This window comes from Anoxybacillus sp. ST70, assembly GCF_019553625.1.
Classification (GTDB): Bacteria; Bacillota; Bacilli; order Bacillales; family Anoxybacillaceae; genus Anoxybacillus; species Anoxybacillus gonensis.
Genome location: NZ_JAHZOF010000008.1, coordinates 39,459 through 62,464, shown reverse-complemented (window position 1 = coordinate 62,464; position 23,006 = coordinate 39,459). Strand labels below are relative to the sequence as shown.

The following is a 23,006-nucleotide window of genomic DNA, read 5'->3' as shown; positions in this document are numbered from 1 at the left end:
ACCTCCTTACATTGTGAATTGTATCACAATAAAAATTATAGATGAAGGGGTATTAGTATTTGTTTGTGACGAATATGTGAATGTTTTCACCAAAGAACATCGTTGTATTGGTGATAGAGATATTTGTATAATTTGGTTGAAGAAAAAACTTGCACAAGGGTGGGGAAAGTATGCATCCAAGTGTAACGTTTTTAAACTTCGACAACACGTATACGTGGCAACGAAATCTTCTCCGTTTTCCTCATGAATGGATCGATATGTATGACATCAAAGGAACAAATTTATATTGTGATGATGATGCAATAAAAGAAATTGAAAAAAGAATTGCACGTCGCCATACGAGAGGGATGACGTTGATCGGAAGCGGCAACTATCATTATGTTTCATACGTATTGCTTAAGCAGTTTCACGAGCCGTTTACACTCGTATTGTTTGATCATCATACAGACATGAATGAACAAACGCTGTTTCCGCTTCTGTCATGTGGCTCATGGGTATCATATGCTCAAAAACATGTTCCGACATTAAAACACGTTGTCATGATCGGTTCAGCAACTTCGTACGTATCTTCACATGTCACGACTTTTCCAAAAAATGATGTGATGTATGCGCCAATGACGATTGTGCGCGCCATTCCGACAAAACATGTGTACATTAGCATAGATAAAGATGTGCTTCGCCCACAAGATGCACAAACAAACTGGGACCAAGGGACGATGTCGTTACAGATGCTTTTGACTTACATCGACTATCTTTTCCGGTACAAGCATGTGCTCGGTGTTGATGTATGCGGTGAGGATCGAACATTTTGTGTAAAAAATGAGCAAGCAAATGAAGCGATTATACGCGCATGTTTCAAACATATGCCGATATCATCTGCGTCGTAACATTTTGTGAACACAATAAAAAAAGGATAGATGTTTTCTGCCTTGCGTACTATAATGGATATTGAAAAAGGTTATCATTATTAATTGGGGGATTATGTATGGTTGCGATGACGCAATTACGAGTTGGGGAACGTGCAAAAATTGTTGATTTATCGCGAGTAAGCGATTTAGTAAAAAGAAGATTGCTAGACATGGGGGTTACGGAAGGGGCGGAAATTTGTTTAAAATGTACGATGCCACTTGGTGGTCCATTTATGATTGAAAATTGCGGACAATGCGTCGGCATTCGTCGCAATGAAGCAATGAACATTCAGGTGAAGCCGTTATGATGCATATTGCGCTTGTAGGTAATCCAAATACAGGAAAAACATCGTTGTTTAATCAGTTAACCGGCACGTACGAATATGTTGGAAACTGGAGCGGCGTGACCGTTGAAAAAAAAGTGGGTGTTTTGCGAAATAAACAAGCAAAAATGATTGATTTGCCTGGCGTATATTCACTTCATCCACTTTCCCGTGATGAACGAGTGGTGACGCAATTTTTATTGACGGAGTCGTTCGATGAAATTTTAAATATCGTCGATGCCTCACAACTAGAACGGAATTTATTGTTAACTGTTCAACTACTAGAATTCGGTAAACCACTAGCGATTGCTTTAAATATGGTCGATGTAGCAGAAAGACGCGGGATATTCATTAATCAAGAAAAATTGGCAGCAGCGTTGCGCGTGCCAGTTGTCCCTGTCATTGCTCGCACAGGGAAGGGATGTGATCAAGTAGAGCATTTGTTGCTTGAAAAAGCAACAGAGCAAACAGAGCCTCTTACTCTTTTTTATGGTGGAACGATGGAACGAGCAATTGAGCGCTTTCGTGCCGCATGGGGAACGGAGGAGAAATTCCCTGTCCGTTGGTTAGCCATTCAGTTTTATGAAGGGAATAGCTATGTTCGTGATTATGTAGCAAAAAAATTGCCAGAAGCAACATGGCGCTCATTGTATGAACAAGCAGAAAAAGAAGTGCAACAAACAGAGCAAATGCCACCTGCACAGCTCATTTATGAACGGCGCCGTTCATTTGTAAAAGAAATCATTGAACAATCTGTACAGCGCAAAGAAATCGGACGGGTGACGCTAACGGATCGAATTGATGCTGTTGTAACAAATAAATATGTCGGTATTCCGCTTTTTTTATTGGCGATGTATATTTTATTTCAACTTACATTCGACTGGCTCGGAGCACCGCTTTCCGATTTGCTTGACGCATTTTTCGCTGGCCCGTTGACGAATGTGGTCACAGCGATGTTGGAAGCCATCGGGGCTTCTGAATTTATTCGTTCGCTTATCGTCGATGGCATTATCGCAGGAGTAGGCGGCGTGCTTGTATTCGTGCCACAAATTTTCATTTTGTTTTTCTTTATTTCGTTTTTAGAAGATTCGGGATATATGGCGCGTGTAGCGCTTGTCATGGATCGATTAATGGAAGCGGTCGGATTAAACGGAAAAGCATTTATTCCGCTTATTATTGGATTCGGTTGTAATGTTCCTGGCGTCATGGCAGCACGGACGATTGAACAACCGCGCGAACGGCTTGTGACGATGTTGTTAACACCACTGATGTCTTGTTCGGCACGTTTGCCTGTATATGCTTTATTTGTCGGCGCGTTTTTTGCCGCACATCAAGCGATTGTCGTTCTTTCGTTATACGTTCTTGGCGTCTCACTTGCTCTTATACTCGCTAAGCTATTTTCATTAACGATCTTAAAAGAAGAAGCATCCGTATTCGTCGTTGAATTGCCACCATATCGTATGCCTCAGTGGCAAGCATTATGGCGCAGTACGTGGGATAAAGGAAAAGGATTTGTGAGAAAAGCAGGGACGTTCATTTTTGGTGGTTCCGTTGCTATTTGGCTCTTATCTTATGTCGGGCCACATGGTGTAAATGTAAATATGGACGACAGCTTTTTAGCGATGATTGGTGGTGTGCTTGCGCCGTTACTTGCTCCGCTTGGATTTGGTACGTGGCAAGCTGGTGCCGCGTTATTAACCGGATTTTTAGCAAAAGAAGTCGTTGTGTCGACGATGAACATTATTTATCACGTGCCGGATGTCGAATCGCTTCAAGGACTCATGGCATCGCACTTTACTGCTCTATCTGCATTTAGTTTTATGGTATTTGTTTTATTATATGTTCCATGTTTAGCAACTGTTGCGACGATTTATAAAGAAACACGTTCGCGAAAATGGACGATGTTTTCGATTGGTTATGCGCTAGTTTTAGCCTATATCGTTTCGTTTGTCATTTACCAAGTCGGAAGCTTATTCGGCTTCTAAAGGAAGGGATATACATGATCGCAAATGTTGTCATCGGATCTGTCATTTTCGGATATGCAGGATGGACAATTTTCCGCTTTATTCAAAAAAGTAAACGTGGTACATGCGCTGCTTGCTCAGTCAAAGGATCATGCGGCACAAATTGTCATGAAAAAAGCTGACTTCGGTCAGCTTTTTTCAATAGATGATGCGAAAGGTCGTTTCGTGAGGGACGGTAGGAATGGCGTATTGTTCTACTCGTTCGACACGTGCAAACGGTGGTCCTTTTTTTATTTCATCAACAAATGATTCTACTCGCTCTGTCTCGCCTTGAACTTCCATTTCGATCATATGGTCGGCTTCACAATTTTTTACCCAACCAGTTAAACCCCGCCTTCTTGCTTCATATTGGGCAAAGTAACGAAAACCTACACCTTGTACGCGACCGTGCGCAACAACGGAATAACGAACGATCATCTGTTTATCTCCTTCGCTAAAAATTTTCTATAAAAATCATACAACAGCCTACCTTGTATTGCATACGTTGAATACGTAAAAAGATGAATGAGGAGGAACTGTTGTGAACGAGATAGATCGTTACATTCAAAAAGCAGTGATGTATGACTTATTAGCGCGCTACTATCAATATAGAGATCATGATCAATATGAAAAGTATATGCGAAAACATATGGAGTATGTAGAAAAACTTGCGAAGTCACGCGAGGAAGAGCGAGTGGATGATGATGGACGCATTCGTCTGTTTCACGCTTCACCGAATGCCCCTGCAGTTGACGTATACGTGAATGGACAAAAAATATTGCGCAATATGAAATATAAACAACTAAGTCAATATATGAAAGTGCCAAAAGGAGAGCATCGCATCGACGTGTATCCAGCAGGACATACGACGTCTCCAGTTCTAAGTCAAACCATTCAAGTCTTGCCAAAAATGGCGTATACGCTTGCGGTCATTGGTGACGTACATCGCTTGCAACTTCTTTCTATTCTCGATGAACCATATGCACCGTACGGAAAAGCGAAAGTGCGTTTTGCTCATTTCTCGCCCGATGCGCCAGCGGTAGATATTGCGCTACGTGGTGGGGATGTGTTGTTCCAAAATGCTTCGTTTGGAAAGGTGACGAATTATATTGAGGCGCCAGTCAACGAAAAATTGCATGTCGATGTGCGGGTGGCAGGGACAAATCAAGTCGTTTTATCGATTCCCAATGTGCGCTTCCAACCGAATAAGTCTTATACGGTCGTTGCCGTCGGTTACGTATCCCGCACTCCTTCATTACAGGTGTTAGTATTAGAGTCATAAACAGAGAGAGCTTTGATCGAAATGATCAAGGCTCTTTTCGCTTTTGGCGCTGTTCGTATAATGTTTCGAGATGTTGAGCGATCGATTCATCGAATTGTTGTTCAAGTTGTTTTTTGATTTGTTTTGCAAGTGTAGGGCTTGCTCCCCCTGTTGTAATAGCAATTTGTAATTTTCCACGTGAAAAAAAGGCAGGTACATGAACGTTGCCGAAAAGATGGTTGCTCGCTACGTTGACAAGTTGATTTGGGGATGCATAGGTAGCGATTTGTTCATTGATGTTTGGATCATTTGTTGCGGCAATAATGAAAAAAGCATCGGCATAGTCGCTCGGTTCAATTGAACGTGCATGCCACGTAATTCGCTTTTGTTCGGCTAAATGAACAATGGCGTCGATCGCTTTTGGGCTAATGACGGTAATGCAAGCCCCTTCATCAAGAAGAGGGAGGAGGCGGCGATACGCAATTTGTCCGCCACCGGCAATGACCACTTTTTTCCCTGCCATTCGTATGAAAAGAGGAAACATATGCCCTACCTCCATTCTTTGACTTGTTGTTCAACGAGACGATCTAATACGTCATACGTCCGAATCGGAGGATATAATGTAAACGATACGTCGCTCGTTTGTTGTGCTTGAAGCGTTTCATGAATATAGTTAAGCAGCTGTCCGAAAAATAAAATGTATGGCACAACGGCCACTCGTCTGTGCTTCGCTGTTTTGGCAAGCGAAGTGACAACGTCAGAAAAAGACGGAGAAGCAGCTGCTAAATAACACGGATAGACGGGGATGTTTGTTTCTTGTTGCAATAGATGAGCAATTTGTTTGAAATCAGCTTGCGCGTCTATATCGCTGCTTCCACGGCCAACGAGCACGATCGCATCAGCAGGTTCGAGTGTATTCGATATGGCGGAAACGATAAGACGTTGTACGCCGAAAGTTTTTCCATACGTCATCGTGACAGCGGGAAACATCTTTTTTGCTTGTTCTAATTCATATGGAATGTCGCGTTTTGCGTGGTTAGCCGACAATAGTAAAAGCGGAATGGCTAAAATGGCAGTTGCTCCATCATGAACGCAACGTTCCACCCCTGTGACAATATTCGGTTCACATAATTCTAAAAAGCATATATGTTGAATGGGGATTGAAATGGAAGAAGAGAGGCGTTCGACGAAAGCGACCGCCTCTTTTTGTCCTTCTATGGAACGACTTCCGTGACAAATATATAAAACAGCTTGCATACGCCTACCTCATTCCATGTGCAATTTTTTCTTCTAACATTGTTTCAAACCATTGCAGTTGTTCATGTAGGCGAACGACTTCCCCGACAATAATGATGCTCGGGTTCGAGATGGATTGTTTTTTTACCGCTTCTACAATCGTATGTAACGTCGCTACGATCGTTTTTTGTTCGGGAAGCGTTCCCCATTGGATGACGGCAACAGGAGTTTGTGGATATCTGCCGTACAACTGTAATTGTTTACAAATGAAAGGGAGATGTTTCACGCCCATATAAATGACGAGCGTATCAACTCCTTTTGCTAAATGTTCCCATTGTACCGCATCCGTTGCATCGAGTCGGCGATGACCTGTGATAAATGCAACGCTTCCGCTAAAATCGCGATGAGTGACAGGAATGCCTGCATATGCTGGAACGGCAATGCCAGATGTCACTCCGGGAACGATTTCAAACGGAATGCGATGTTTCATAAGTGCTTGCGCTTCTTCACCACCACGTCCGAATAGAAAAGGATCGCCGCCTTTTAATCTCGTGACAAATTTCCCTTTTTTCGCATGCTTCACTAAAAAATGATTAATTGTCTCTTGTTTCATTGTATGGTAATTTGGTAACTTTCCGCAATAAATCAAATCAGCATCGCGCTTGGCGTACGACAGTAGCTGTTCGTTAATGAGGCGGTCGTATAAAATCACATCTGCTTGTTGAATACATTTTAATCCTTTTACTGTAATGAGCTCAGGATCCCCAGGACCAGCGCCGACTAAATATACTTTCCCCATTGTCTCCTCCTAAATCCACTGTTTATTTTTTAGATAGGAAATGATTTGTTGAACGCATTGTTCAATTGAATATTGATCCGTATCGACGACAAGTTCTGGCGAAAGCGGTGGCTCATATGGTGAATCAATGCCGGTAAAGTCGCGAATTTCTCCATTTCGTGCTTTTTTATACAGTCCTTTTGGATCGCGTTGCTCACATGTTTCAAGCGGACAATGAACATAAATTTCGATAAATTCATCTTGCTCGAGCTTGCTGCGAACGAGTTGACGGTCTTGACGAAACGGAGAAATAAAGGCAGTCAGCACGATTTGTCCACTGTCTACGAACAATTTTGCTACTTCACCAATGCGGCGAATGTTTTCTGTACGATCTTCGGCAGAAAAACCTAAATCGCTATTTAAGCCGTGACGCACGTTATCGCCATCAAGCACGTAACATTGAATGTTTTGTTCAAATAATGTTTTCGCGACCGCGTTAGCTAATGTGGACTTCCCAGACCCTGACAACCCTGTAAACCAAAGAACGAAGCTATGGTGTTTATTTTTTTTTCGTCGATCTTCTTTTGTTACACTTTCTTGATGCCAAACGATATTCATGAACGGCCACCTCCGACTGTTTGTAAACCATCCATCAGCACGCGCACAACTTCTGGGCGACTGAATGTGCTTGGTGGCATTTCACCAGCGCGCAACATTTCCCGTACTTTTGTTCCAGACAGAACGACATGAGCGGTTGCATCGTGCGGGCACGTTTTCGTTGACGCCATCGCTTCACATTTTGTGCAGTAAAAGCTATGTTCGAAAAAGAGAGGGGTAATGCCTAGCTCTTCGTTTGTAAACTGCAAGAAAATTTTTTGAGCATCATACGTGCCATAATAATTGCCAACTCCCGCATGGTCACGGCCGACGATAAAGTGGGTGCAACCAAAATTTTTACGTACGAGCGCATGAAAAATGGCTTCACGTGGACCTGCATAGCGCATTGCAGCTGTAAATACACCGAGAAAGACGCGATCTTTTGGATAATAATGTTCAAGTAATACTTGATAGCTTTTTAAACGAATGTCTGCAGGAATGTCATCTTCTTTCGTTTCGCCAACGAGCGGATTTAAATAAAGACCGTCGACGATTTCAAGTGCACATTTTTGAATGTATTCATGGGCGCGATGAACGGGATTGCGCGTTTGAAACCCGACGACTGTTTTCCAGCCAAGTTCCGCAAACCGTTGCTTTGTTTCTTTTGGTGTAAAAAAGAATGGCGAAAAAATTCCTTTATCTGTTTGACGCACAAGCTTCACAGGTCCACCGATATATATATCCGGTTTTTCAAATAATTTTTTTACGCCAGGGTGTGCCGCGTCTTCTGTTTGGTATACAAGATGCGCTTCTTTTCGCTTGTCTGGGCGATATATATGTTGCACTTCCATGGTGCCGTACACCGTTCGGTCATACACGAGTTCGACTTCTTCTCCGAGCGATAGTTGTTTCGCTTGTTGTTCTGTTACTGCAAGCGTAATGGGGATGCTCCATACCGCTCCGTTTGTAAGCCGCATCGTTTCGACAACCGACTCATAATCATCTTTTCCTAAAAAGCCAGTGAGCGGTTCATATCCGCCGATGGCCAGTAATTCAAGGTCACTTAACTCCGCTTTACTTAATACGATTTGTTTCATGTTCAATACCCCCTAAACTTATTATTCTTATAAAATAACTAGGTTTAAATGCCGCCACCATGTTCGTGAAACGAGCGGCGTTCCTCTGTGATCGTTTTTTTTAAGCTAATCGTTCCAAGTGTGGCGAAACAAACGCTCACAATCGCAATAGCTGTATAGACGTCGCTATGAAGCAATAATTTAATTAAACTATATGAAACAGCTAATGCAAAAATAGGCGAGACAACCCACACTTTTAGCACTTGAATGACAATTTGCTTTTGCCAAATGGAAAAGCCGCTTTTTGTTGTGCCGATGCCGATAATGGCTGATGTCGTAATTTGTGTCAGTGGAACGGGAAGACCAAAAAGAGATGAAACGATGACGAGCGTTGCTCCGATTCCTGAAATAACGCATCCTTCCATCTGAGAGAACGTCGTAATTTTTTTTCCGTTCGTTTCTAATACGCGGCTACCGAGCAAAAGCGCTCCAAGGGCAACGAATAACCCGCCGAAAATGATCCCGTGTTGGACGGATAGTAAACCTGCTCCAACGAGAGGACCGACCGCGTTGGCTACATTGTTCATTCCGGCTGAAAACGCCTCGAAAAATCCAGCAATAATAAGCAAAAAGCCGATCCATTTGTTTTGTTTGACGGTTTTTCCTTTTAGCCATTTGCTAATGAAAAAAGCGAAAGAAAACGCAGCAAGCGGTGTAATGAGCCAAAACGATACAATCCATATGAGCTTGCTCACATATACGCTTTGATACGCAATACCTGCCCCAACGACCGCCCCGACTGTAATTTCGCTTGTCGATAGCGGAATGCCGAGCACGTTGGCCGCAAATAACGAAATCGTTGCCGCTGCTAAGACGATGACAACAAGCTCTGTTTGTAAAATGGATGGAGGAACGAGGCCAGAGCCGATCGTTTTCACAACTTCTCCTCCGCTTAAACTGCCGAGGAAAATGGCGATGGCGCATATGAGTAAAGCGATTCGTTTATTTGGCAATGTGCCAGAACCGTAAGCAGCTCCCATGGTCGCGGCGGCTCCGCTTCCCCCAATGTTCATCGCAAAGAAAAAAGCAATCATAAAAGCAACGATGACCAAATCACTCCCCCCTTTATGATTCGTGCAAGCCGCATTCTGTTTTTCCTAGCCCAGCCCATCGACCAGAACGTAAATCTTCTTCTGTATAAGCAGGGGCTGTACACGGTGCACAACCGATGCTCGGATATCCGCGGTCATGAAGCGGATTGTAAGAGAGGTTATGGCGATGCACATAGCGCCATACGTCTTTCCACGTCCAGTAAATGAGCGGACAAACTTTAATGTTTTGAAACTTTTTATCGCGATTAATAAATTCAACATGTTGTCGTGTTGACGATTGTTCACGGCGCAGTCCTGAAATCCACGCTTTTTTTCCTGTCATCGCTTCTCGTAGCGGAATAATTTTTCTTAGTTCACAGCATTTGTTCGGGTCTCTTTTCCAAAGTTCTGCACCGAATTGTTTCTCTTGTTCTGCAAGTGATACAGACGGTGTTTGCAAATGAATGCGCAAGCGCGGGTATGCTCGTTTGACTCGTTCAATCGTTTCGTATGTTTCAGGAAAATGTAAATGTGTATCGAGAAACACAATGTGAGCATCATCCTTCACTTGAGAAATGAGATCAATGAGCACGATGCCTTCAATGCCAAAGCTGCACGCATACAAAAGATCGTCGCCATAATGGGCATACGCCCATGAAAGCACATGTAATGCTCCTTTTTCATTATTATCGATTGGAAAAGTTGGTTTTTGAACGTCATCCCACGTTTCATACGTAATCATATCTCATCTCCCTTTCGTATTCGTCGCCCTTTCTGTTTGATTGTTTTAAATTTTAACACAATTCGTTCATATGTCAATCCTAGTTTTTCTATCGGAATTTATTTTTTAAAAAACGTCATGGCAAACGAAAAAAAACATGATTATACTGTTTGTATGGGAGATGTTGAAGGGAGTGGAATATGTTTGCGGCTCATTTTATTAGAAGAATACGATGAGCGAACGATGGAATTGGCACGTCCGATTTATGATCGCCATCGTCGTGTATTGTTAGCAGCAGGAAGAAAAATTCATCCTAAATATGTAGAACGTTTGAAACAAATGGATATTCGCTACGTATTTGTTGAAGATTCGGTGTCTGAAGGCATTACTTTAGAAGAGTTGCTCGATATGCCATCATGGATGGATGCGATTGAAGTTGTTCAACAATCGTTTGATGCAGTACGAAAGCGGGAACAATTGCCGCTTCGTTCGTTGTTTAAACTAGCGGTAAAGCTCGTTGATGAAGTGAAAAAAAGAAAAGTGTTAGCGGTCATTCCGGCGACATCGCTTGAAATGGAAGCACAGCCTTACGCTCATGCTGTGAATGTCGCATTATTGTCATTGCAATTAGGGAAGAAGCTACATTTGAACGATTTACAGTTGCGCGATGTCGCGCTTGGTTCGTTGTTTCATGACATCGGAAAAGAAATTGAAGGAGAAGCGCATCATACCGTAAAGGGATTTGAATATTTACGAAAAGAGCGGGAACTTAGTTTATTATGTGCACATATGGCGTATCAACATCACGAACATGCAGACGGCTCAGGTACGCCGCGCGGATTAAAAGAAACGGATATTCATTTGTACGCCCAAATTTGCGCTATTGCCAATGAATACGAAAATTTAATTTCCACTGAATTTGTGCCGCCACACGAAGCGCTTGAGATTATTATGGCGCGAAGCGGTATTCGGTATAGCCAGCAGCTTGTGCGGCTTTTTGTTGACACGATTCCTGCCTATTTGCCGGGAACAATGGTCAAAATGAGCGACGGAAGAAACGCAATCGTTACAAAAATTGTTGAACATATGCAACGTCCGTACGTACGGTACACGGATACACATGAAGAAATTGCACTCGCGGATCATCCGTCGCTTCTAATCGTTGGACAGGCGATTTTATAATTTTTTGCGTAAATTTCCGAGCTCTTCAGCGATCGCTTGCATTTCGCTCGGGCTAAACGATGGCTTTTTCATCACCATATCGTATATATCTTTTAATTCATCATATAGTTGCTCATCGAAATGATCTGGTTTAATTGCATCAAAATTTAATACTTTTAATTTTTCTTTGATTTGCTCAATCATTTGTTCAACTGATAAACGCACAATTGTCATCCTTTCATACATGATTGTGTTCATTGTATCATTGTTTAACTATTCATTCTACTTTGAGAGGTGAAATAAAATGATTCGTGTGTTATTTGTTTGTTTAGGAAACATTTGTCGTTCTCCGATGGCGGAGGCGGTATTTCGACATCTTGTGAAGCAAGAAGGACTTGATCACGTCATTTCTGTTGATTCAGCAGGAACGGGAAACTGGCATATCGGTAAACCACCTCATCATGGCACACAGCGCATTTTAACAGAAAAACAAATTGATTTTACAGGATTGAAAGCACGACAAGTTACAAAAGAAGACTTTCATACATTTGATTATATTATTGGCATGGATAGCGATAATATCGCTCATCTTCGCCGTCTTGTCGGCGATGATTGTCGTGCGGTGATTGCTCGCTTTATGGACTTTGTGCCAAACCGTCGCGTAGACGATGTTCCAGACCCGTACTTTACAGGAAATTTTGAAGAAGTGTACGAATTAGTCGAAGAAGGGTGTAAACATATATTAGAGCGCGTGAAAAGAGATCATTCATTGTAAGGAGGAACAGGCGATGGGAAAGGGGAAATGGTTGGCATTCGCTGGGATCGCTCTGTTGTTGACGAATAAAAAAGCGCGTCAAGTGGTAAAAGAAGCGTGTCGTGAATGGATGGATGATGTGGAAAGAATAAAAGAGACCGTACAGCAAACGAGACAACATGTCGATGAAATGGTGAATGATTTGCAGTTTATTGTGAATAAACTAAGTGAAGTAAAAGAAACAACGCCGCAAGTGATGGAGTGGATTGGGGAACTGATTCGCAAACGCTCGACATAAGGAGCAAGGTGATGAAAGATGATTATTAGTTTTTCCGTCGTCCGAGAGCTCATGAAACGGTTCGATGAAGATGAAGTGTTCGATTTATCGGCTGAGTTGGCATATTTCTTTTTGCTTTCGCTATTCCCGTTTTTGCTGTTTTTGCTGACGTTTTTATCGTATTTGCCCATTCCGCATGAAGATGTAATCGCCTTTTTAAGTCAATATGCTCCGAGCGAAACGGTACATTTAATTGAAACAAACATTAAGCAGCTCATGGAATTACAAAGCGGAAAATGGTTATCGTTCAGCGTACTTGCAACCGTATGGGCTGCATCGAACGGGATGTCAGCCATTATTCGCGCCTTAAATCGTGCATATGATGTAAAAGAAACGCGCTCTTTTTTTGTTGCACGTGGGGTTTCCATTTTGTTTACATTTGCCATGATTTTCGTCATTATTGTGGCGCTTGTTTTTCCTGTATTCGGAAAAATGATCGGTACATTCCTTTTTTCAGCTTTTGGGCTTTCCGATGTATTTTTACGCATATGGGAAACGATTCGTTGGTTTGTTAGTTTTATCATTTTATTTTTTGTTTTTTCTGTGCTATACGTTTTTGCGCCGAGCAAATATGTTCGTTTTCGTGACGTATGGGGCGGTTCGCTATTTGCCACAGTCGGTTGGATGGTTGTCTCTCTTGCTTTTTCGTATTATGTGAATCAGTTCGGTAACTATTCGGCGATGTACGGTAGTCTAGGTGGCATTATTGCGTTAATGGTTTGGTTTTATTTGTCCGGTATGATGATTGTATTAGGTGGAGAGTTAAACGCTATCTTTTGTTGTAAACGAGAAGGAAACATGCGCATACGGTAGTTATTCCCTCTTATAAAAAAGCCTCGCCGAAACCATATTACAAGTGAACGTCGTTATGAAGGGGGACTATACGTGACGAAAAAAACGAAAAAAGATGGCGGGACAAAACAAAAAGGAAAAAGCCGTCCGAAACATAAAACGAGCAGTAGCGCAAACGGACAAAACGGATACCATTAAAGAGAAGAGGGATGTGTTGCACATCCCTCTTATTCTGCAATTTCTTCGTGATGATAATATGTTTGGTTGTAAATATGTTCGATTTCTGCATCCGTCATGTAAACAAGTTGCTCTTGATTAAATCCACGCAATTTTGTAATAAACTCAATCATATTTTTTCTTTCTTCTCTACTCATCATGATCGCTCTCCCCTCTGTTTTAAAACAGTTTATTTTGTTTAATTGTATTATATAACAGAGGGTTAAAAAGCGTCAACGTTTTTTTCTTGTTTTTTTAGAAAAATATTTCGAAAATTTTGTGAACGGGCGCTGGGCAAATAGTAAAAGAAGCAAAAGAGAGCTCATGGAGAAGAAAAATAATCCCTCTTGCTGTTGTAATACAATGCCGCCGATTGCAGGACCGCATATGCTCCCAATACTATATAGCATACCGCATAAAATGTTGCCGACAGGAAGAAGCGACGTTGGCAACAAGTCCGCCATATACGCCATACCGAGTGAAAAAAGCGAACCGACAAACATACCAGCAACGAAAAATGTTGTTGTTAGTTGCACAGGAGAAGAAAACCATGTCGCTATAGCAAAACAAAAGGCACCTACGGCTAATGAAATAATAATCATCGTTTTTCGTGAAAAGCGATCGCTTAACGTTCCGAGCGGAAGTTGAAAAGCGATGCCGCCAAGGGCAAACGCAGGAAGCATCATCGCAACTGTCTCAACGCTTAACTCGTTTCTTAGCGCATAAATAGGAAACATGCTATGAAGTGAAGCTTCTAAAAAGCCGTAGCCGAATGGCAACAACAAAGCTGGCCATGCTTGCTTCCAAGCGTGAAAAAAGCGTGTCGCTCCAACTTTTTCTGCTTCTTCCGTTTCTGGATATGTATGTGGCAAGAAAAATAATAATATCCAGCCACATAAGCTGAGCAAAGATGAAACGATAAACGGCAACTCTTCATGTATGTGAACGAGCGGAACGAGAAGCGGTCCGATCATAAAGCCGACGCCAAACGATAAACCATATAGAGAAATGTTGCGACCGCGCCGATGAGTAGGAGAAGCGTATGTAATCCATGTTTGCGAACCGAAATGAAGGATGTGATCCCCAATTCCGATGAATAGCCGAAGCATAAACCAAAACAATAACGAAGATGAGATCGGAAAAATCGTCAAAGAAACGATTACGATCGCTCCACCGGTCATAATTAAACGTTTAAAGCCGTAGCGACGAAGCGGACGTTCTAAAAAAGGTGACACGACAAGAACGCCGATGTACATCGCTGTCGCATGTATGCCGCTAAGCGATGAATGAACACCATTTTGTTCAAAAATGATAGAAATAAGCGGCAACAATAGTCCTTGAGAGAGACCTGAAATCATGACGATGCTAACTAAAATAAAAAAATGACGTTGTCGCATAATTCCCTCCTGTAATATATTCACTATGTTCGATATTAAAGCGTTTCACGAGAAGAAGCAACGAAAAAGACGGATGAAAATGGGAGTAGATTTGTGTAAAATATGGTTGATATGCCATAAATGAAAAGGAGACGATTTGATGGAACGCATCTTTTTTTTGTTAACGGTCATCGGTGTTCCACTTTCTGTTGCAGGAAGCTTACTTCATTGGCCTGCAACCCCGATGTTTGTCGTTTATTGTGTCACAATTATTGCGCTCGCTAGCTATATGGGACGAGCGACAGAAAGTTTGGCAATCGTGGCAGGTCCTCGCATCGGTGGACTTTTGAATGCGACATTTGGCAATGCCGTCGAATTGATTATATCCATTTTTGCGTTGAAAGCTGGCTTAGTGAGTGTTGTGTTGGCGTCGTTAACGGGTTCCGTGCTTGGCAACTTATTGCTTGTAGCAGGTTTATCGTTTTTTGTTGGTGGTTTGAAATATAAACGGCAATCATTTAACGTATATGATGCGCGTCATAATTCAGGCTTACTAACATTTGCTATTTTAGTTGCTTTTGTCATTCCAGAAGTATTTTCGATGACGATGAATGAACAAAAAACGTTATCATTAAGTATCGGTATTTCGATGATTATGATCGCCCTTTATTTAGCTGCGTTATATTTTAAACTTGTTACTCATCGCGGTGTATATCAACATAAAGAAGATGTGGAAGAACATGAGGAGCCAGAATGGTCAAAAGGAAAAGCGATGCTCATTTTAGCCCTTGCCACCGTCGCAGTTGCTTACGTATCCGAAAGTTTAGTTCATACGTTTGAAGTCGTCGCTCATTCATTTGGATGGAGTGAACTATTCATCGGGGTCATTATTGTTGCCATTGTCGGAAACGCTGCAGAACATGCTTCCGCCATCATTATGGCATATAAAAATAAAATGAATGTTGCTGTTGAAATTGCGATCGGCTCGACGCTGCAAATTGCGATGTTTGTTGCACCTGTATTAGTGCTCGTTTCCCTCTTATTTCCGACGCACATGGCGCTCGTTTTTACGCTTCCAGAGCTTGTGGCGATGGTGACAGCTGTCTTATTAACAATCGTTCTTTCCAACGATGGAGATACGAATTGGTTCGAGGGGGCGACACTGCTCGGGGCGTATATGATTATGGGAATTGGATTTTATTTACTGTAATCCGTCAGTTATCGCTGGCGGATTTTTTTTATGGAGAGGATAAATTGTCGACTTTTGAAAAAAATAACGATGAACGATGTAAAAAGAAAGGAGTTTCCGCATGAAAAGATGGTTTGCTTTAAGCATCATATTCATTTTCTTCTGTATTCCAACGGTTAGCGAAGCAACTGTCAAGTTCCCGCCATCGGTTATCGACATTTCAAAAGAAAATACGTATCCGAATCCGACGCAAAATTTGCCGTATTTGCAACCGAGTGAGTTAGCGAAACAACTGCTTCAGTCGGCGAATGTGAAAATTGAAAATCCGGAATTAATTCGTCTTTTAAACGAATCGTCGATTTCAAGCACGCCGTTTGCGATCGGTTATGAAGCAACGATTTATTTAGGACAATGGCCATTGAATTATGAATCGACGGAAACATCGACGAATTGGGAGTATCAAAAAGTGAATACAAACTTCATTGACAATCGCGGTGGGAAAACAGCAGCGCGACTGACATATCGACAAGAGATGCAAAAACAAGTACGCGGGGGGCTAACCGCGAGCATCCCAAATGAAGAAGACGTAAAAAAAATGATGTTACTAACAGCAATGAAAAAGACAAACTTGCCGCTCTCGTTTAGTACGTGGATTGGCATCGGGACGAAAAAAGAACAAGCATATAACGTCCCGCCGAAAAAGTTAGGATATTTATACGCCTACGCCCCTGCGGTGAACGAAAAAGGAAAAGTGACGTACGGTGAAGTATATATCGTCTTAAAAGGAAAGAAAAAGAGCATTGTCGTTAAAAACGTGACGTCGCAAGGAATTGGCGCTTGGATTCCTGTACAAGACCGCCTATCATTCGCATTTGTCGCAAGCGACGTTCCGAGATGATGAAAAAAGCTTGTCGAGCGCCCCGACAAGCTTTTTCATCTTACCGTTCGATTTTTGCTTTTCTTGTTGTAAAATCGACATTCGGATAATAACGGTTTTTTACAAGCACATTTGGCCCTAAACATTTTACCGCAGGGCAATGGCAGTTCAACGATTTGGCTAAGTCAGATGCCATCCATTTGTCATAAGCAGAAAGAAGCGAGTCGGTTTGAATGTTGCCAAGTGTCGGTTCATCACCAAAATCAGTGACAATAATGTCGCCTGTAAAAATGTTTACATTTAAACGTGAACGTCCATCAGGGTCGTTTCGTACCGTTACATTTTTACTTTCGTATAAACGTTTTAATAGCGCTAAATCTTCTTCGTTGTCGCTGCATGGATAAAAAGGCAACGTACCAAACAACATCCATACGTTCTCGTCTCGTATATCAAGTAAATGATGAATCGTCTCACGCAGTTCATCTAACGTTAATGTTTCTAAACTGCTAGCAAAGTCGCTTGGATACATCGGATGTACTTCATGACGTTTACAACCCATTTCGTTTACAATTTGGCGATGAATCGTTTCTATATGTGGACGCGTCCGTTTATTTAACATCGTTTCAGCTGAAACGATGACCCCCATGTTTGAAATGGCACGTGCATTTTCAATCATGCGTATAAAGTAGCGCTCGCGTTGCGCGACGGTTGGCTTTTTATCCATCATCGCAAATCCGCCTTCAATGAAATCATCAATCGTGCCCCAGTTATGCGAAATATGTAAAACGTCTAAGTAAGGAATAATTTTTTCGTACCGTTCTAAATCAAGAGTTAAGTTAGAGTTTATTTGTGTGCGCACTCCGCGTTCGTGTGCATATTTTAGCAGCGGCACGACGTATTGTTCGACGGATTTCATCGAAAGCATCGGCTCACCGCCTGTAATGCTTAACGAACGCAAATGTGGAATTTCATCAAGACGGCGAAGAAGAAGATCGAGTGGTAGCGCCTCAGGATCTTTCGTTCGTAACGTATAACCGACGGCACAATGTTCGCAACGCATATTGCAAAGAGTTGTTGTTGTAAATTCGATATTCGTCAACTGCATGCTTCCGTACTGTTCAACATCCATATATGCTTCCCAAGGATCAAATGTCGGAGTAATCGCTTGACGCAACAATGTTTCCATAACCAAGCTCCTTTTATTTTAAAATAGGACTAACGATAATTATGCAAACGAAATGGAATGATTGTCAATGATGTTTCGATCGTGTACGATAAAGAAAAAGCGAGGTGACGATGTTGGGCAACGCAGTATCAGATCAAAATCTACAACTAACATATTTAAAAACGCGCTTAAATATGTTTCTTGAAGTGCTCGAAGCGCTCGATCCTGAAACGGCTGAATTAGAAGATATTGACCGCCTTATTCAAATGATTGATGATTTAGAGATGAAATACGAGCGGTTTAAAAAAGATTGGGAAAAAAGTCGCTAAGCGACTTTTTTTCATGTTCACAAACGAGGTATAATACAAGTGGAGAATTCGAAAAATTGTTACATATTGAACAAAGGGGAAGGGACATGGTGATGGAAAAGTTTCAAGAAAGTATGTACAAGCTAATTGTTGAAACGTCAACGAAGTTGCCAAAAGATGTACGACGTGCCATTGCAAAAGCAAAACTGCGTGAAAACGCAGGAACGAGAGCAGCGATGTCGCTTGCTACGATCGTGCAAAACATTCAAATGGCCGATGAAAACGTATCACCGATTTGCCAAGATACAGGTTTGCCGACATTTAAAATTAAAGTGCCGGTTGGGGTCAATCAAATTGAAATGAAAGAGGCCATTCGCCGAGCGATCGCTCAAGCAACGAAAGACGGGAAACTGCGTCCAAACTCGGTCGATTCATTAACAGGTGAAAATAGCGGCGACAATTTAGGGATCGGGCTGCCTGTCATGAAATTTGAACAATGGGAAAAAGATTACATTGACGTTCGTTTAATTTTAAAAGGTGGCGGCTGTGAAAATAAAAACATTCAATATAGCTTGCCGTGCGAGTTAGAAGGACTTGGTCGCGCAGGCCGCGATTTAGATGGCATTCGTAAATGTATTTTACATGCGGTATACCAAGCGCAAGGACAAGGCTGTAGCGCAGGATTTATTGGCGTTGGGATCGGCGGCGATCGTTCTGCGGGGTACGACTTAGCAAAAGAACAACTATTTCGTCCTGTTGACGATGTCAATCCGAACGAAGATTTGCGCAAACTAGAAGAATACATTATGGAAGCTGCCAATAAACTCGGCATCGGCACGATGGGATTTGGCGGAGAGACGACGCTTCTTGGCTGTAAAATTGGCGTCATGCACCGCATTCCAGCCAGCTTTTTCGTTTCTGTCGCATACAATTGCTGGGCGTTTCGCCGTTTAGGCGTCATCATTGACCCACACACAGGCGACATTCAAGAATGGTTGTATCAAGAAGGAGAAGATGTCGATTTAAAACAAGAAGAAACCGAAATGACAGGCGAAGCGCGTGAAGTTGTGCTTGAAGCGCCAATTACAGAAGAGCAAATTCGCTCGCTAAAAGTAGGCGATGTCGTTCGCATTAACGGCATGATTTATACAGGCCGCGATGCGATTCATAAACATTTAATGGATCATGATGCTCCTGTCGATTTAAACGGTCAAATCATTTATCATTGTGGACCGGTTATGTTAAAAGATGAAAACGGCAAATGGCACGTCAAAGCAGCTGGTCCGACGACAAGCATTCGTGAAGAGCCGTATCAAGGAGAAATTATGAAAAAATTTGGCATTCGTGCTGTCATCGGAAAAGGTGGAATGGGGGCGAAAACGCTCGCCGCGTTAAAAGAACATGGGGGCGTGTATTTAAATGCCATTGGTGGTGCAGCGCAATATTATGCGGAATGTATTCAATCAGTAGAAGGCGTCGACTTTTTAGAATTTGGAATTCCAGAAGCGATGTGGCATTTACGTGTGAAAGATTTTACAGCTGTCGTCACGATGGATTCACACGGAAATAGCTTGCATGAAGATATCGAAAAATCGTCACTCGAAAAATTAGCTCAATTTAAAGAACGTGTATTTTAATGGAAATCCGTCTAGCCTAGGCTAGGCGGATTTTTTATGCTTCTTTTTGCACAACCTATCATTGAAATGAATATGGAGGTGCAAGCAGTGAAAAAAACGATCATCTTCTTTCTCTTCTTTTTATGTTTGCCGCTCAGTCAAGGAGAGGCGATGTCATGGGGATTTAAGCGAAGCGAAAATCATCTCCCTCCTTCTGCAGGAAAACAGTTAGATGAACTACTCGCCAAATACGATGCGTTTTATTTAGGTAATCCAGCAAAAAAATATATTTATTTAACGTTCGATAACGGGTACGAAAATGGCTATACCGGACAAATTTTAGACGTGCTCAAACAAAAAAGAGTTCCCGCTACGTTTTTTGTGACCGGCCATTATTTACAATCTGCTCCGGATCTAGTGAAACGGATGGTGAACGAAGGGCATATTGTCGGCAACCATTCATGGCATCATCCTGATTTAACGACCGTTAGCGATGAAAAATTGCGCGAAGAGCTTGAAATGGTTAGGAAAAAAACAGAGTTGTTGACGGGGCAAAAACATATGCGATACATCCGCCCTCCGCGCGGTATTTTTGATGAACGTACGCTTGCGGTTGCACGCGAACTCGGCTATTACCACGTCTTTTGGTCATTAGCGTTCGTCGATTGGCACATTCACGATCAAAAAGGATGGGAATACGCTTACAACAACGTGATGAAACAAATTCATCCCGGTGCCATTATATTGTTGCATACAGTGTCTAAAGACAATGCCGATGCGCTCGGTAAAATCATTGACGATTTGCGAAAAGAAGGATATGTTTTTAAAAGCTTAGACGATTTCATGCTTGAAAAAATGAATGTCCCTTCTTGGCTTTTTTCCCTTTGACGATGTGCAAAGGGATTTGTTTTGATACAATGGGGGAAAGAGGTGAATGTTGATGACCCCGTACGATTTTACACGTGTATGTGAACGGCTAGCACGCGATCCGCTTGTACGCATGCAACATAACGAAATCGCTGTTCCGTTGTATGTAAAAGACACACCCGTTGTCGTGTACGTGAAAAGCACCGGAACAAAAGAGAACCCATCGTTTGTTGTGTCGTGTGATAACGAACAGCATAAAGAGGAGGCAATCGCGCGCATTTCGCGCATTTTTCATTGGGACAGGTCACTTGCCCCTATCCACGACCATTTTATGCAAACCAATTTACGCGACTTGTTTATCGCTCACGAAGGAACACCGATTGTATTAGAATTTGATTTATATTTTTGCTTAATCAAATGCATCATCCACCAACAAATTCATATGAAAGTCGCTTATCGGCTAACGGAACGTTTTGTCCATACATTTGGTGAGCGTCTCGGGGATGTATACATTTATCCGCGGCCTGAGCGCGTCGCCAATGCTTCATATGATGAGTTGCGCGCTTTATCTTTAAGCGAGCGAAAAGCACAATATATTGTTGATATTTCGCGTCTTATTGTAGAAGGGAAGTTGCGTTTAGAAGAGATGCATTCGCTTTCCGATGAAGAGGTGGCGAAACAGCTTCTTTCTATACGCGGCATCGGTCCGTGGACAGTGCAAAACTTTTTACTGTTTGGTTTAGGTCGTCCAAATGTGTTTCCGAAAGGAGATGTTGGTTTGCAGCGGGCGATTGAACGATGGTTTCAGCTTGATCATCGCCCAACAGCAAAAGAAATGGAAGCGTTTCGACAAATGTGGGAACCGTATGCAAGCTACGCAACATTTTATTTATGGAGAAGTATTGAATAGGAGAGAGAATCATGCTACAGCAAGGACAACAATTTCCACTAACAATTAAACGGCTCGGCATTAACGGGGAAGGAGTCGGTTATTTTAAAAAACAAGTCGTGTTCGTTCCAGGAGCGCTTCCGGGAGAAGAAGTCGTCGTTCAAGCGACGAATGTGTACCCAACGTATACAGAAGGAAAAATGGTGCGCATACGAAAACGCTCCCCTCATCGTGTGAAGCCGCCTTGTCCAGTATATGAACGGTGCGGTGGATGCCAACTGCAACATCTTGACTATCACGCGCAATTAGAGGCAAAACGCGATATCGTCATTCAAGCACTGGAACGCCATAGCCGATTAAATATAGAAGCACTTCATATTCGTCCGACGATCGGAATGGAAGACCCGTGGCATTATCGCAATAAAAGCCAATTTCAAGTCGGAGTGAAAAAAGGGCGTGTCATCGCTGGACTTTACAGCATGAACTCGCACGAACTGATTGATATTGACCGCTGCTTGATTCAACATGATGCCACAAACCGCGTCACAACGGTCGTGAAAGCGATTTTACAAGATTTGCGCATTCCGGTTTATCACGAACGAAAGAAAACGGGTGTTGTGCGCACGATTGTCGCCCGAGTCGGATTTTACACTGGCGATGTACAGCTTGTCATCGTGACAGCGACGAAAGAACTGCCGCGCAAACAGCTATTTGTAGCGGAAGTAAAACGTCGCCTGCCGGAAGTAAAATCGATCGCCCAAAACGTGAACGGTCAAAAAACGTCGCTTATTTTTGGCGAGGAAACGATCGTTCTCGCAGGTGAACCGTACATTCAAGAAGTGCTCGGCGACTTATCTTTTGAGCTATCGGCTCGCGCCTTTTTCCAGCTTAATCCGATTCAAACGATCAAGCTATATGACGAAGTAAAAAAAGCAGCAGCACTAACGAAAAACGAACGCGTCGTCGACGCATATTGCGGCGTCGGCACAATCGGGCTTTGGCTCGCTCGCGAGGCAAAAGAAGTGCGCGGTATGGATACGATCCCCGAAGCGATTGACGATGCGCGCCAAAATGCCGAACGTCACGGCTTCACAAACGTCACATATGCGGTCGGAAAAGCGGAAGTGCTGTTGCCAAAATGGGTGAAAGAAGGATGGAAACCGGACGTTATCGTCGTCGACCCACCGCGAACGGGTTGCGACAACGCTTTATTAAAAACGATGTTACAAGTGAAACCAAAAACAGTCGTGTACGTTTCCTGTAACCCATCTAGCCTCGCCCGCGACATCGGCACGCTTGCGAAACAATACCGTGTCGAATACATTCAACCGTTTGACCTTTTCCCACACACTGCGCATGTCGAAAGTGTAGCGAAGTTGGTGAGGAAGTAGAAAGGCGCTCATAGGGCGTCTTTTTATGCATTCGTACGGGCGTAGAAAAAAGGACGGCTTTTTTGTAGAATGAA

At 42.6% G+C, this 23,006-nt stretch carries 28 protein-coding genes; 16 read left to right on the top strand and 12 right to left on the bottom strand.

Going from position 1 to position 23,006, the window contains the following annotated elements; genetic code table 11:
• Nucleotides 1-170: 170 nt before the first annotated feature.
• The 4 genes from K1I43_RS11360 to K1I43_RS11345 all read left to right on the top strand — a co-directional run bounded on the left by K1I43_RS11360 (nt 171) and on the right by K1I43_RS11345 (nt 3,377).
• Complete coding sequence (locus tag K1I43_RS11360) at nt 171-887, top strand: arginase family protein (RefSeq protein ID WP_019418592.1); 717 nt, start codon at nt 171-173, stop codon at nt 885-887.
• A 98-nt stretch (nt 888-985) separates the two neighbouring features.
• Nucleotides 986-1,216 (top strand): FeoA family protein, encoded by a 231-nt coding sequence (locus K1I43_RS11355; RefSeq protein WP_009360812.1) that lies wholly within the window; start codon nt 986-988, stop codon nt 1,214-1,216.
• A complete protein-coding gene (gene feoB / locus K1I43_RS11350) occupies nt 1,213-3,216 on the top strand; it encodes a ferrous iron transport protein B (protein WP_019418591.1) in 2,004 nt (667 codons plus the stop codon). Before K1I43_RS11355 ends, feoB begins: the two co-directional genes overlap by 4 nt.
• 14 nt (nt 3,217-3,230) lie before the next feature.
• Nucleotides 3,231-3,377 carry a FeoB-associated Cys-rich membrane protein gene (locus K1I43_RS11345; RefSeq protein ID WP_019418590.1) on the top strand — a complete coding sequence of 49 codons (147 nt, stop codon included), beginning with the start codon at nt 3,231-3,233 and terminating at the stop codon, nt 3,375-3,377.
• 16 nt (nt 3,378-3,393) lie between these two features.
• Here K1I43_RS11345 and K1I43_RS11340 read toward each other — a convergent pair whose 3' ends face one another.
• Nucleotides 3,394-3,672: an acylphosphatase gene (locus K1I43_RS11340; RefSeq protein WP_019418589.1), complete on the bottom strand. Its 279-nt coding sequence runs from the start codon at nt 3,670-3,672 to the stop codon at nt 3,394-3,396.
• A 103-nt stretch (nt 3,673-3,775) separates the two neighbouring features.
• Between K1I43_RS11340 and K1I43_RS11335 the strand changes: the two genes are divergently transcribed.
• The gene (locus K1I43_RS11335) at nt 3,776-4,516 is read left to right on the top strand and encodes a DUF4397 domain-containing protein (RefSeq protein ID WP_019418588.1); all 741 of its coding nucleotides are present in this window, start codon (nt 3,776-3,778) and stop codon (nt 4,514-4,516) included.
• Between the two features lie 25 nt (nt 4,517-4,541).
• On the opposite strand, the gene K1I43_RS11330 is transcribed toward K1I43_RS11335, so the two are convergent.
• Genes K1I43_RS11330 through K1I43_RS11300 form a run of 7 tightly spaced genes read right to left on the bottom strand, consistent with a single transcriptional unit; the run spans nt 4,542 to nt 10,015 of the window.
• Nucleotides 4,542-5,039: an NAD(P)-dependent oxidoreductase gene (locus K1I43_RS11330; RefSeq protein WP_019418587.1), complete on the bottom strand. Its 498-nt coding sequence runs from the start codon at nt 5,037-5,039 to the stop codon at nt 4,542-4,544.
• Nucleotides 5,040-5,044: 5 nt separating this feature from the next.
• Nucleotides 5,045-5,752, bottom strand: coding sequence for a sirohydrochlorin chelatase (locus K1I43_RS11325; RefSeq protein ID WP_009360817.1), 708 nt, complete (start codon nt 5,750-5,752; stop codon nt 5,045-5,047).
• A gap of 4 nt (nt 5,753-5,756) precedes the next feature.
• On the bottom strand, nt 5,757-6,530 hold the full coding sequence (gene cobA / locus K1I43_RS11320; RefSeq protein ID WP_019418586.1) for a uroporphyrinogen-III C-methyltransferase: 774 nt from the start codon (nt 6,528-6,530) through the stop codon (nt 5,757-5,759).
• Nucleotides 6,531-6,539: 9 nt separating this feature from the next.
• The gene (gene cysC / locus K1I43_RS11315; RefSeq protein ID WP_009360819.1) at nt 6,540-7,127 is read right to left on the bottom strand and encodes an adenylyl-sulfate kinase; all 588 of its coding nucleotides are present in this window, start codon (nt 7,125-7,127) and stop codon (nt 6,540-6,542) included.
• The gene (gene sat / locus K1I43_RS11310) at nt 7,124-8,203 is read right to left on the bottom strand and encodes a sulfate adenylyltransferase (RefSeq protein ID WP_019418585.1); all 1,080 of its coding nucleotides are present in this window, start codon (nt 8,201-8,203) and stop codon (nt 7,124-7,126) included. The genes cysC and sat overlap by 4 nt, the downstream gene beginning before the upstream one ends.
• Before the next feature lie 44 nt (nt 8,204-8,247).
• Nucleotides 8,248-9,294 (bottom strand): sulfate permease, encoded by a 1,047-nt coding sequence (locus K1I43_RS11305; RefSeq protein WP_019418584.1) that lies wholly within the window; start codon nt 9,292-9,294, stop codon nt 8,248-8,250.
• A gap of 13 nt (nt 9,295-9,307) precedes the next feature.
• Nucleotides 9,308-10,015 carry a phosphoadenylyl-sulfate reductase gene (locus K1I43_RS11300; RefSeq protein ID WP_019418583.1) on the bottom strand — a complete coding sequence of 236 codons (708 nt, stop codon included), beginning with the start codon at nt 10,013-10,015 and terminating at the stop codon, nt 9,308-9,310.
• 183 nt (nt 10,016-10,198) lie between these two features.
• Between K1I43_RS11300 and K1I43_RS11295 the strand changes: the two genes are divergently transcribed.
• On the top strand, nt 10,199-11,176 hold the full coding sequence (locus K1I43_RS11295) for an HD-GYP domain-containing protein (protein WP_020424604.1): 978 nt from the start codon (nt 10,199-10,201) through the stop codon (nt 11,174-11,176).
• Here K1I43_RS11295 and K1I43_RS11290 read toward each other — a convergent pair.
• A complete protein-coding gene (locus K1I43_RS11290) occupies nt 11,171-11,389 on the bottom strand; it encodes a DUF1128 domain-containing protein (protein WP_019418581.1) in 219 nt (72 codons plus the stop codon). The two genes, K1I43_RS11295 and K1I43_RS11290, sit on opposite strands and share 6 nt — an antisense overlap.
• A 70-nt stretch (nt 11,390-11,459) precedes the next feature.
• On the opposite strand from K1I43_RS11290, the gene K1I43_RS11285 reads away from it, so the two are divergent.
• From K1I43_RS11285 to K1I43_RS11275, 3 genes are read left to right on the top strand one after another with little or no spacing between them, the layout of a single operon-like run.
• Nucleotides 11,460-11,930: a low molecular weight protein-tyrosine-phosphatase gene (locus tag K1I43_RS11285; RefSeq protein ID WP_009360825.1), complete on the top strand. Its 471-nt coding sequence runs from the start codon at nt 11,460-11,462 to the stop codon at nt 11,928-11,930.
• 13 nt (nt 11,931-11,943) lie between these two features.
• Nucleotides 11,944-12,207, top strand: a complete 264-nt coding sequence (locus tag K1I43_RS11280; RefSeq protein ID WP_019418580.1) for a hypothetical protein — start codon at nt 11,944-11,946, stop codon at nt 12,205-12,207.
• An 18-nt stretch (nt 12,208-12,225) separates the two neighbouring features.
• On the top strand, nt 12,226-13,059 hold the full coding sequence (locus tag K1I43_RS11275) for a YihY/virulence factor BrkB family protein (RefSeq protein ID WP_019418579.1): 834 nt from the start codon (nt 12,226-12,228) through the stop codon (nt 13,057-13,059).
• 206 nt (nt 13,060-13,265) lie between these two features.
• Here the strand turns inward: K1I43_RS11275 and K1I43_RS11270 are convergent, their stop codons facing one another.
• Nucleotides 13,266-13,412, bottom strand: a complete 147-nt coding sequence (locus K1I43_RS11270) for a BH0509 family protein (RefSeq protein WP_033383638.1) — start codon at nt 13,410-13,412, stop codon at nt 13,266-13,268.
• Nucleotides 13,413-13,487: 75 nt separating this feature from the next.
• Nucleotides 13,488-14,651, bottom strand: a complete 1,164-nt coding sequence (locus K1I43_RS11265) for an MFS transporter (RefSeq protein ID WP_050982335.1) — start codon at nt 14,649-14,651, stop codon at nt 13,488-13,490.
• A gap of 139 nt (nt 14,652-14,790) precedes the next feature.
• Here K1I43_RS11265 and cax point away from each other — a divergent pair, with 139 nt between their 5' ends.
• Nucleotides 14,791-15,840, top strand: a complete 1,050-nt coding sequence (gene cax, locus K1I43_RS11260) for a calcium/proton exchanger (protein WP_009360830.1) — start codon at nt 14,791-14,793, stop codon at nt 15,838-15,840.
• Nucleotides 15,841-15,940: 100 nt separating this feature from the next.
• The gene (locus tag K1I43_RS11255) at nt 15,941-16,717 is read left to right on the top strand and encodes a YfkD famly protein (RefSeq protein WP_026011860.1); all 777 of its coding nucleotides are present in this window, start codon (nt 15,941-15,943) and stop codon (nt 16,715-16,717) included.
• A 40-nt stretch (nt 16,718-16,757) separates the two neighbouring features.
• Here K1I43_RS11255 and yfkAB read toward each other — a convergent pair whose 3' ends face one another.
• Nucleotides 16,758-17,882 (bottom strand): radical SAM/CxCxxxxC motif protein YfkAB, encoded by a 1,125-nt coding sequence (gene yfkAB, locus K1I43_RS11250; RefSeq protein ID WP_009360832.1) that lies wholly within the window; start codon nt 17,880-17,882, stop codon nt 16,758-16,760.
• A 113-nt stretch (nt 17,883-17,995) separates the two neighbouring features.
• On the opposite strand from yfkAB, the gene K1I43_RS11245 reads away from it, so the two are divergent.
• The 5 genes from K1I43_RS11245 (at nt 17,996) to rlmD (ending at nt 22,932) form a co-directional block, all read left to right on the top strand.
• The gene (locus K1I43_RS11245) at nt 17,996-18,190 is read left to right on the top strand and encodes an SE1561 family protein (protein WP_026011859.1); all 195 of its coding nucleotides are present in this window, start codon (nt 17,996-17,998) and stop codon (nt 18,188-18,190) included.
• 92 nt (nt 18,191-18,282) lie between these two features.
• The gene (locus K1I43_RS11240) at nt 18,283-19,806 is read left to right on the top strand and encodes a fumarate hydratase (protein WP_026011858.1); all 1,524 of its coding nucleotides are present in this window, start codon (nt 18,283-18,285) and stop codon (nt 19,804-19,806) included.
• A gap of 150 nt (nt 19,807-19,956) precedes the next feature.
• Nucleotides 19,957-20,673 carry a delta-lactam-biosynthetic de-N-acetylase gene (gene pdaA, locus K1I43_RS11235; protein WP_370628356.1) on the top strand — a complete coding sequence of 239 codons (717 nt, stop codon included), beginning with the start codon at nt 19,957-19,959 and terminating at the stop codon, nt 20,671-20,673.
• Between the two features lie 52 nt (nt 20,674-20,725).
• The gene (locus K1I43_RS11230) at nt 20,726-21,562 is read left to right on the top strand and encodes a DNA-3-methyladenine glycosylase family protein (protein ID WP_019418575.1); all 837 of its coding nucleotides are present in this window, start codon (nt 20,726-20,728) and stop codon (nt 21,560-21,562) included.
• 11 nt (nt 21,563-21,573) lie between these two features.
• Nucleotides 21,574-22,932, top strand: coding sequence for a 23S rRNA (uracil(1939)-C(5))-methyltransferase RlmD (gene rlmD / locus K1I43_RS11225; RefSeq protein WP_019418574.1), 1,359 nt, complete (start codon nt 21,574-21,576; stop codon nt 22,930-22,932).
• Nucleotides 22,933-23,006: the final 74 nt, after the last annotated feature.

Bases quoted from the DNA above. Each gene is read 5' to 3' on its own strand.
- K1I43_RS11255 (WP_026011860.1), top strand. From the start codon at position 15,941: ATGAAAAGATGGTTTGCTTTAAGCATCATATTCATTTTCTTCTGTATT.
- K1I43_RS11300 (WP_019418583.1), bottom strand. From the start codon at position 10,015: ATGATTACGTATGAAACGTGGGATGACGTTCAAAAACCAACTTTTCCA.
- K1I43_RS11330 (WP_019418587.1), bottom strand. From the start codon at position 5,039: ATGTTTCCTCTTTTCATACGAATGGCAGGGAAAAAAGTGGTCATTGCC.
- K1I43_RS11270 (WP_033383638.1), bottom strand. From the start codon at position 13,412: ATGAGTAGAGAAGAAAGAAAAAATATGATTGAGTTTATTACAAAATTG.
- yfkAB (WP_009360832.1), bottom strand. From the start codon at position 17,882: ATGGAAACATTGTTGCGTCAAGCGATTACTCCGACATTTGATCCTTGG.
- K1I43_RS11355 (WP_009360812.1), top strand. From the start codon at position 986: ATGGTTGCGATGACGCAATTACGAGTTGGGGAACGTGCAAAAATTGTT.
- K1I43_RS11290 (WP_019418581.1), bottom strand. From the start codon at position 11,389: ATGACAATTGTGCGTTTATCAGTTGAACAAATGATTGAGCAAATCAAA.
- cax (WP_009360830.1), top strand. From the start codon at position 14,791: ATGGAACGCATCTTTTTTTTGTTAACGGTCATCGGTGTTCCACTTTCT.
- K1I43_RS11340 (WP_019418589.1), bottom strand. From the start codon at position 3,672: ATGATCGTTCGTTATTCCGTTGTTGCGCACGGTCGCGTACAAGGTGTA.
- cobA (WP_019418586.1), bottom strand. From the start codon at position 6,530: ATGGGGAAAGTATATTTAGTCGGCGCTGGTCCTGGGGATCCTGAGCTC.
- K1I43_RS11265 (WP_050982335.1), bottom strand. From the start codon at position 14,651: ATGCGACAACGTCATTTTTTTATTTTAGTTAGCATCGTCATGATTTCA.
- sat (WP_019418585.1), bottom strand. From the start codon at position 8,203: ATGAAACAAATCGTATTAAGTAAAGCGGAGTTAAGTGACCTTGAATTA.
- K1I43_RS11280 (WP_019418580.1), top strand. From the start codon at position 11,944: ATGGGAAAGGGGAAATGGTTGGCATTCGCTGGGATCGCTCTGTTGTTG.
- K1I43_RS11345 (WP_019418590.1), top strand. From the start codon at position 3,231: ATGATCGCAAATGTTGTCATCGGATCTGTCATTTTCGGATATGCAGGA.
- K1I43_RS11275 (WP_019418579.1), top strand. From the start codon at position 12,226: ATGATTATTAGTTTTTCCGTCGTCCGAGAGCTCATGAAACGGTTCGAT.
- pdaA (WP_370628356.1), top strand. From the start codon at position 19,957: ATGTCATGGGGATTTAAGCGAAGCGAAAATCATCTCCCTCCTTCTGCA.
- K1I43_RS11230 (WP_019418575.1), top strand. From the start codon at position 20,726: ATGACCCCGTACGATTTTACACGTGTATGTGAACGGCTAGCACGCGAT.
- rlmD (WP_019418574.1), top strand. From the start codon at position 21,574: ATGCTACAGCAAGGACAACAATTTCCACTAACAATTAAACGGCTCGGC.
- K1I43_RS11360 (WP_019418592.1), top strand. From the start codon at position 171: ATGCATCCAAGTGTAACGTTTTTAAACTTCGACAACACGTATACGTGG.
- K1I43_RS11285 (WP_009360825.1), top strand. From the start codon at position 11,460: ATGATTCGTGTGTTATTTGTTTGTTTAGGAAACATTTGTCGTTCTCCG.
- cysC (WP_009360819.1), bottom strand. From the start codon at position 7,127: ATGAATATCGTTTGGCATCAAGAAAGTGTAACAAAAGAAGATCGACGA.
- K1I43_RS11240 (WP_026011858.1), top strand. From the start codon at position 18,283: ATGGAAAAGTTTCAAGAAAGTATGTACAAGCTAATTGTTGAAACGTCA.
- K1I43_RS11325 (WP_009360817.1), bottom strand. From the start codon at position 5,752: ATGCAAGCTGTTTTATATATTTGTCACGGAAGTCGTTCCATAGAAGGA.
- feoB (WP_019418591.1), top strand. From the start codon at position 1,213: ATGATGCATATTGCGCTTGTAGGTAATCCAAATACAGGAAAAACATCG.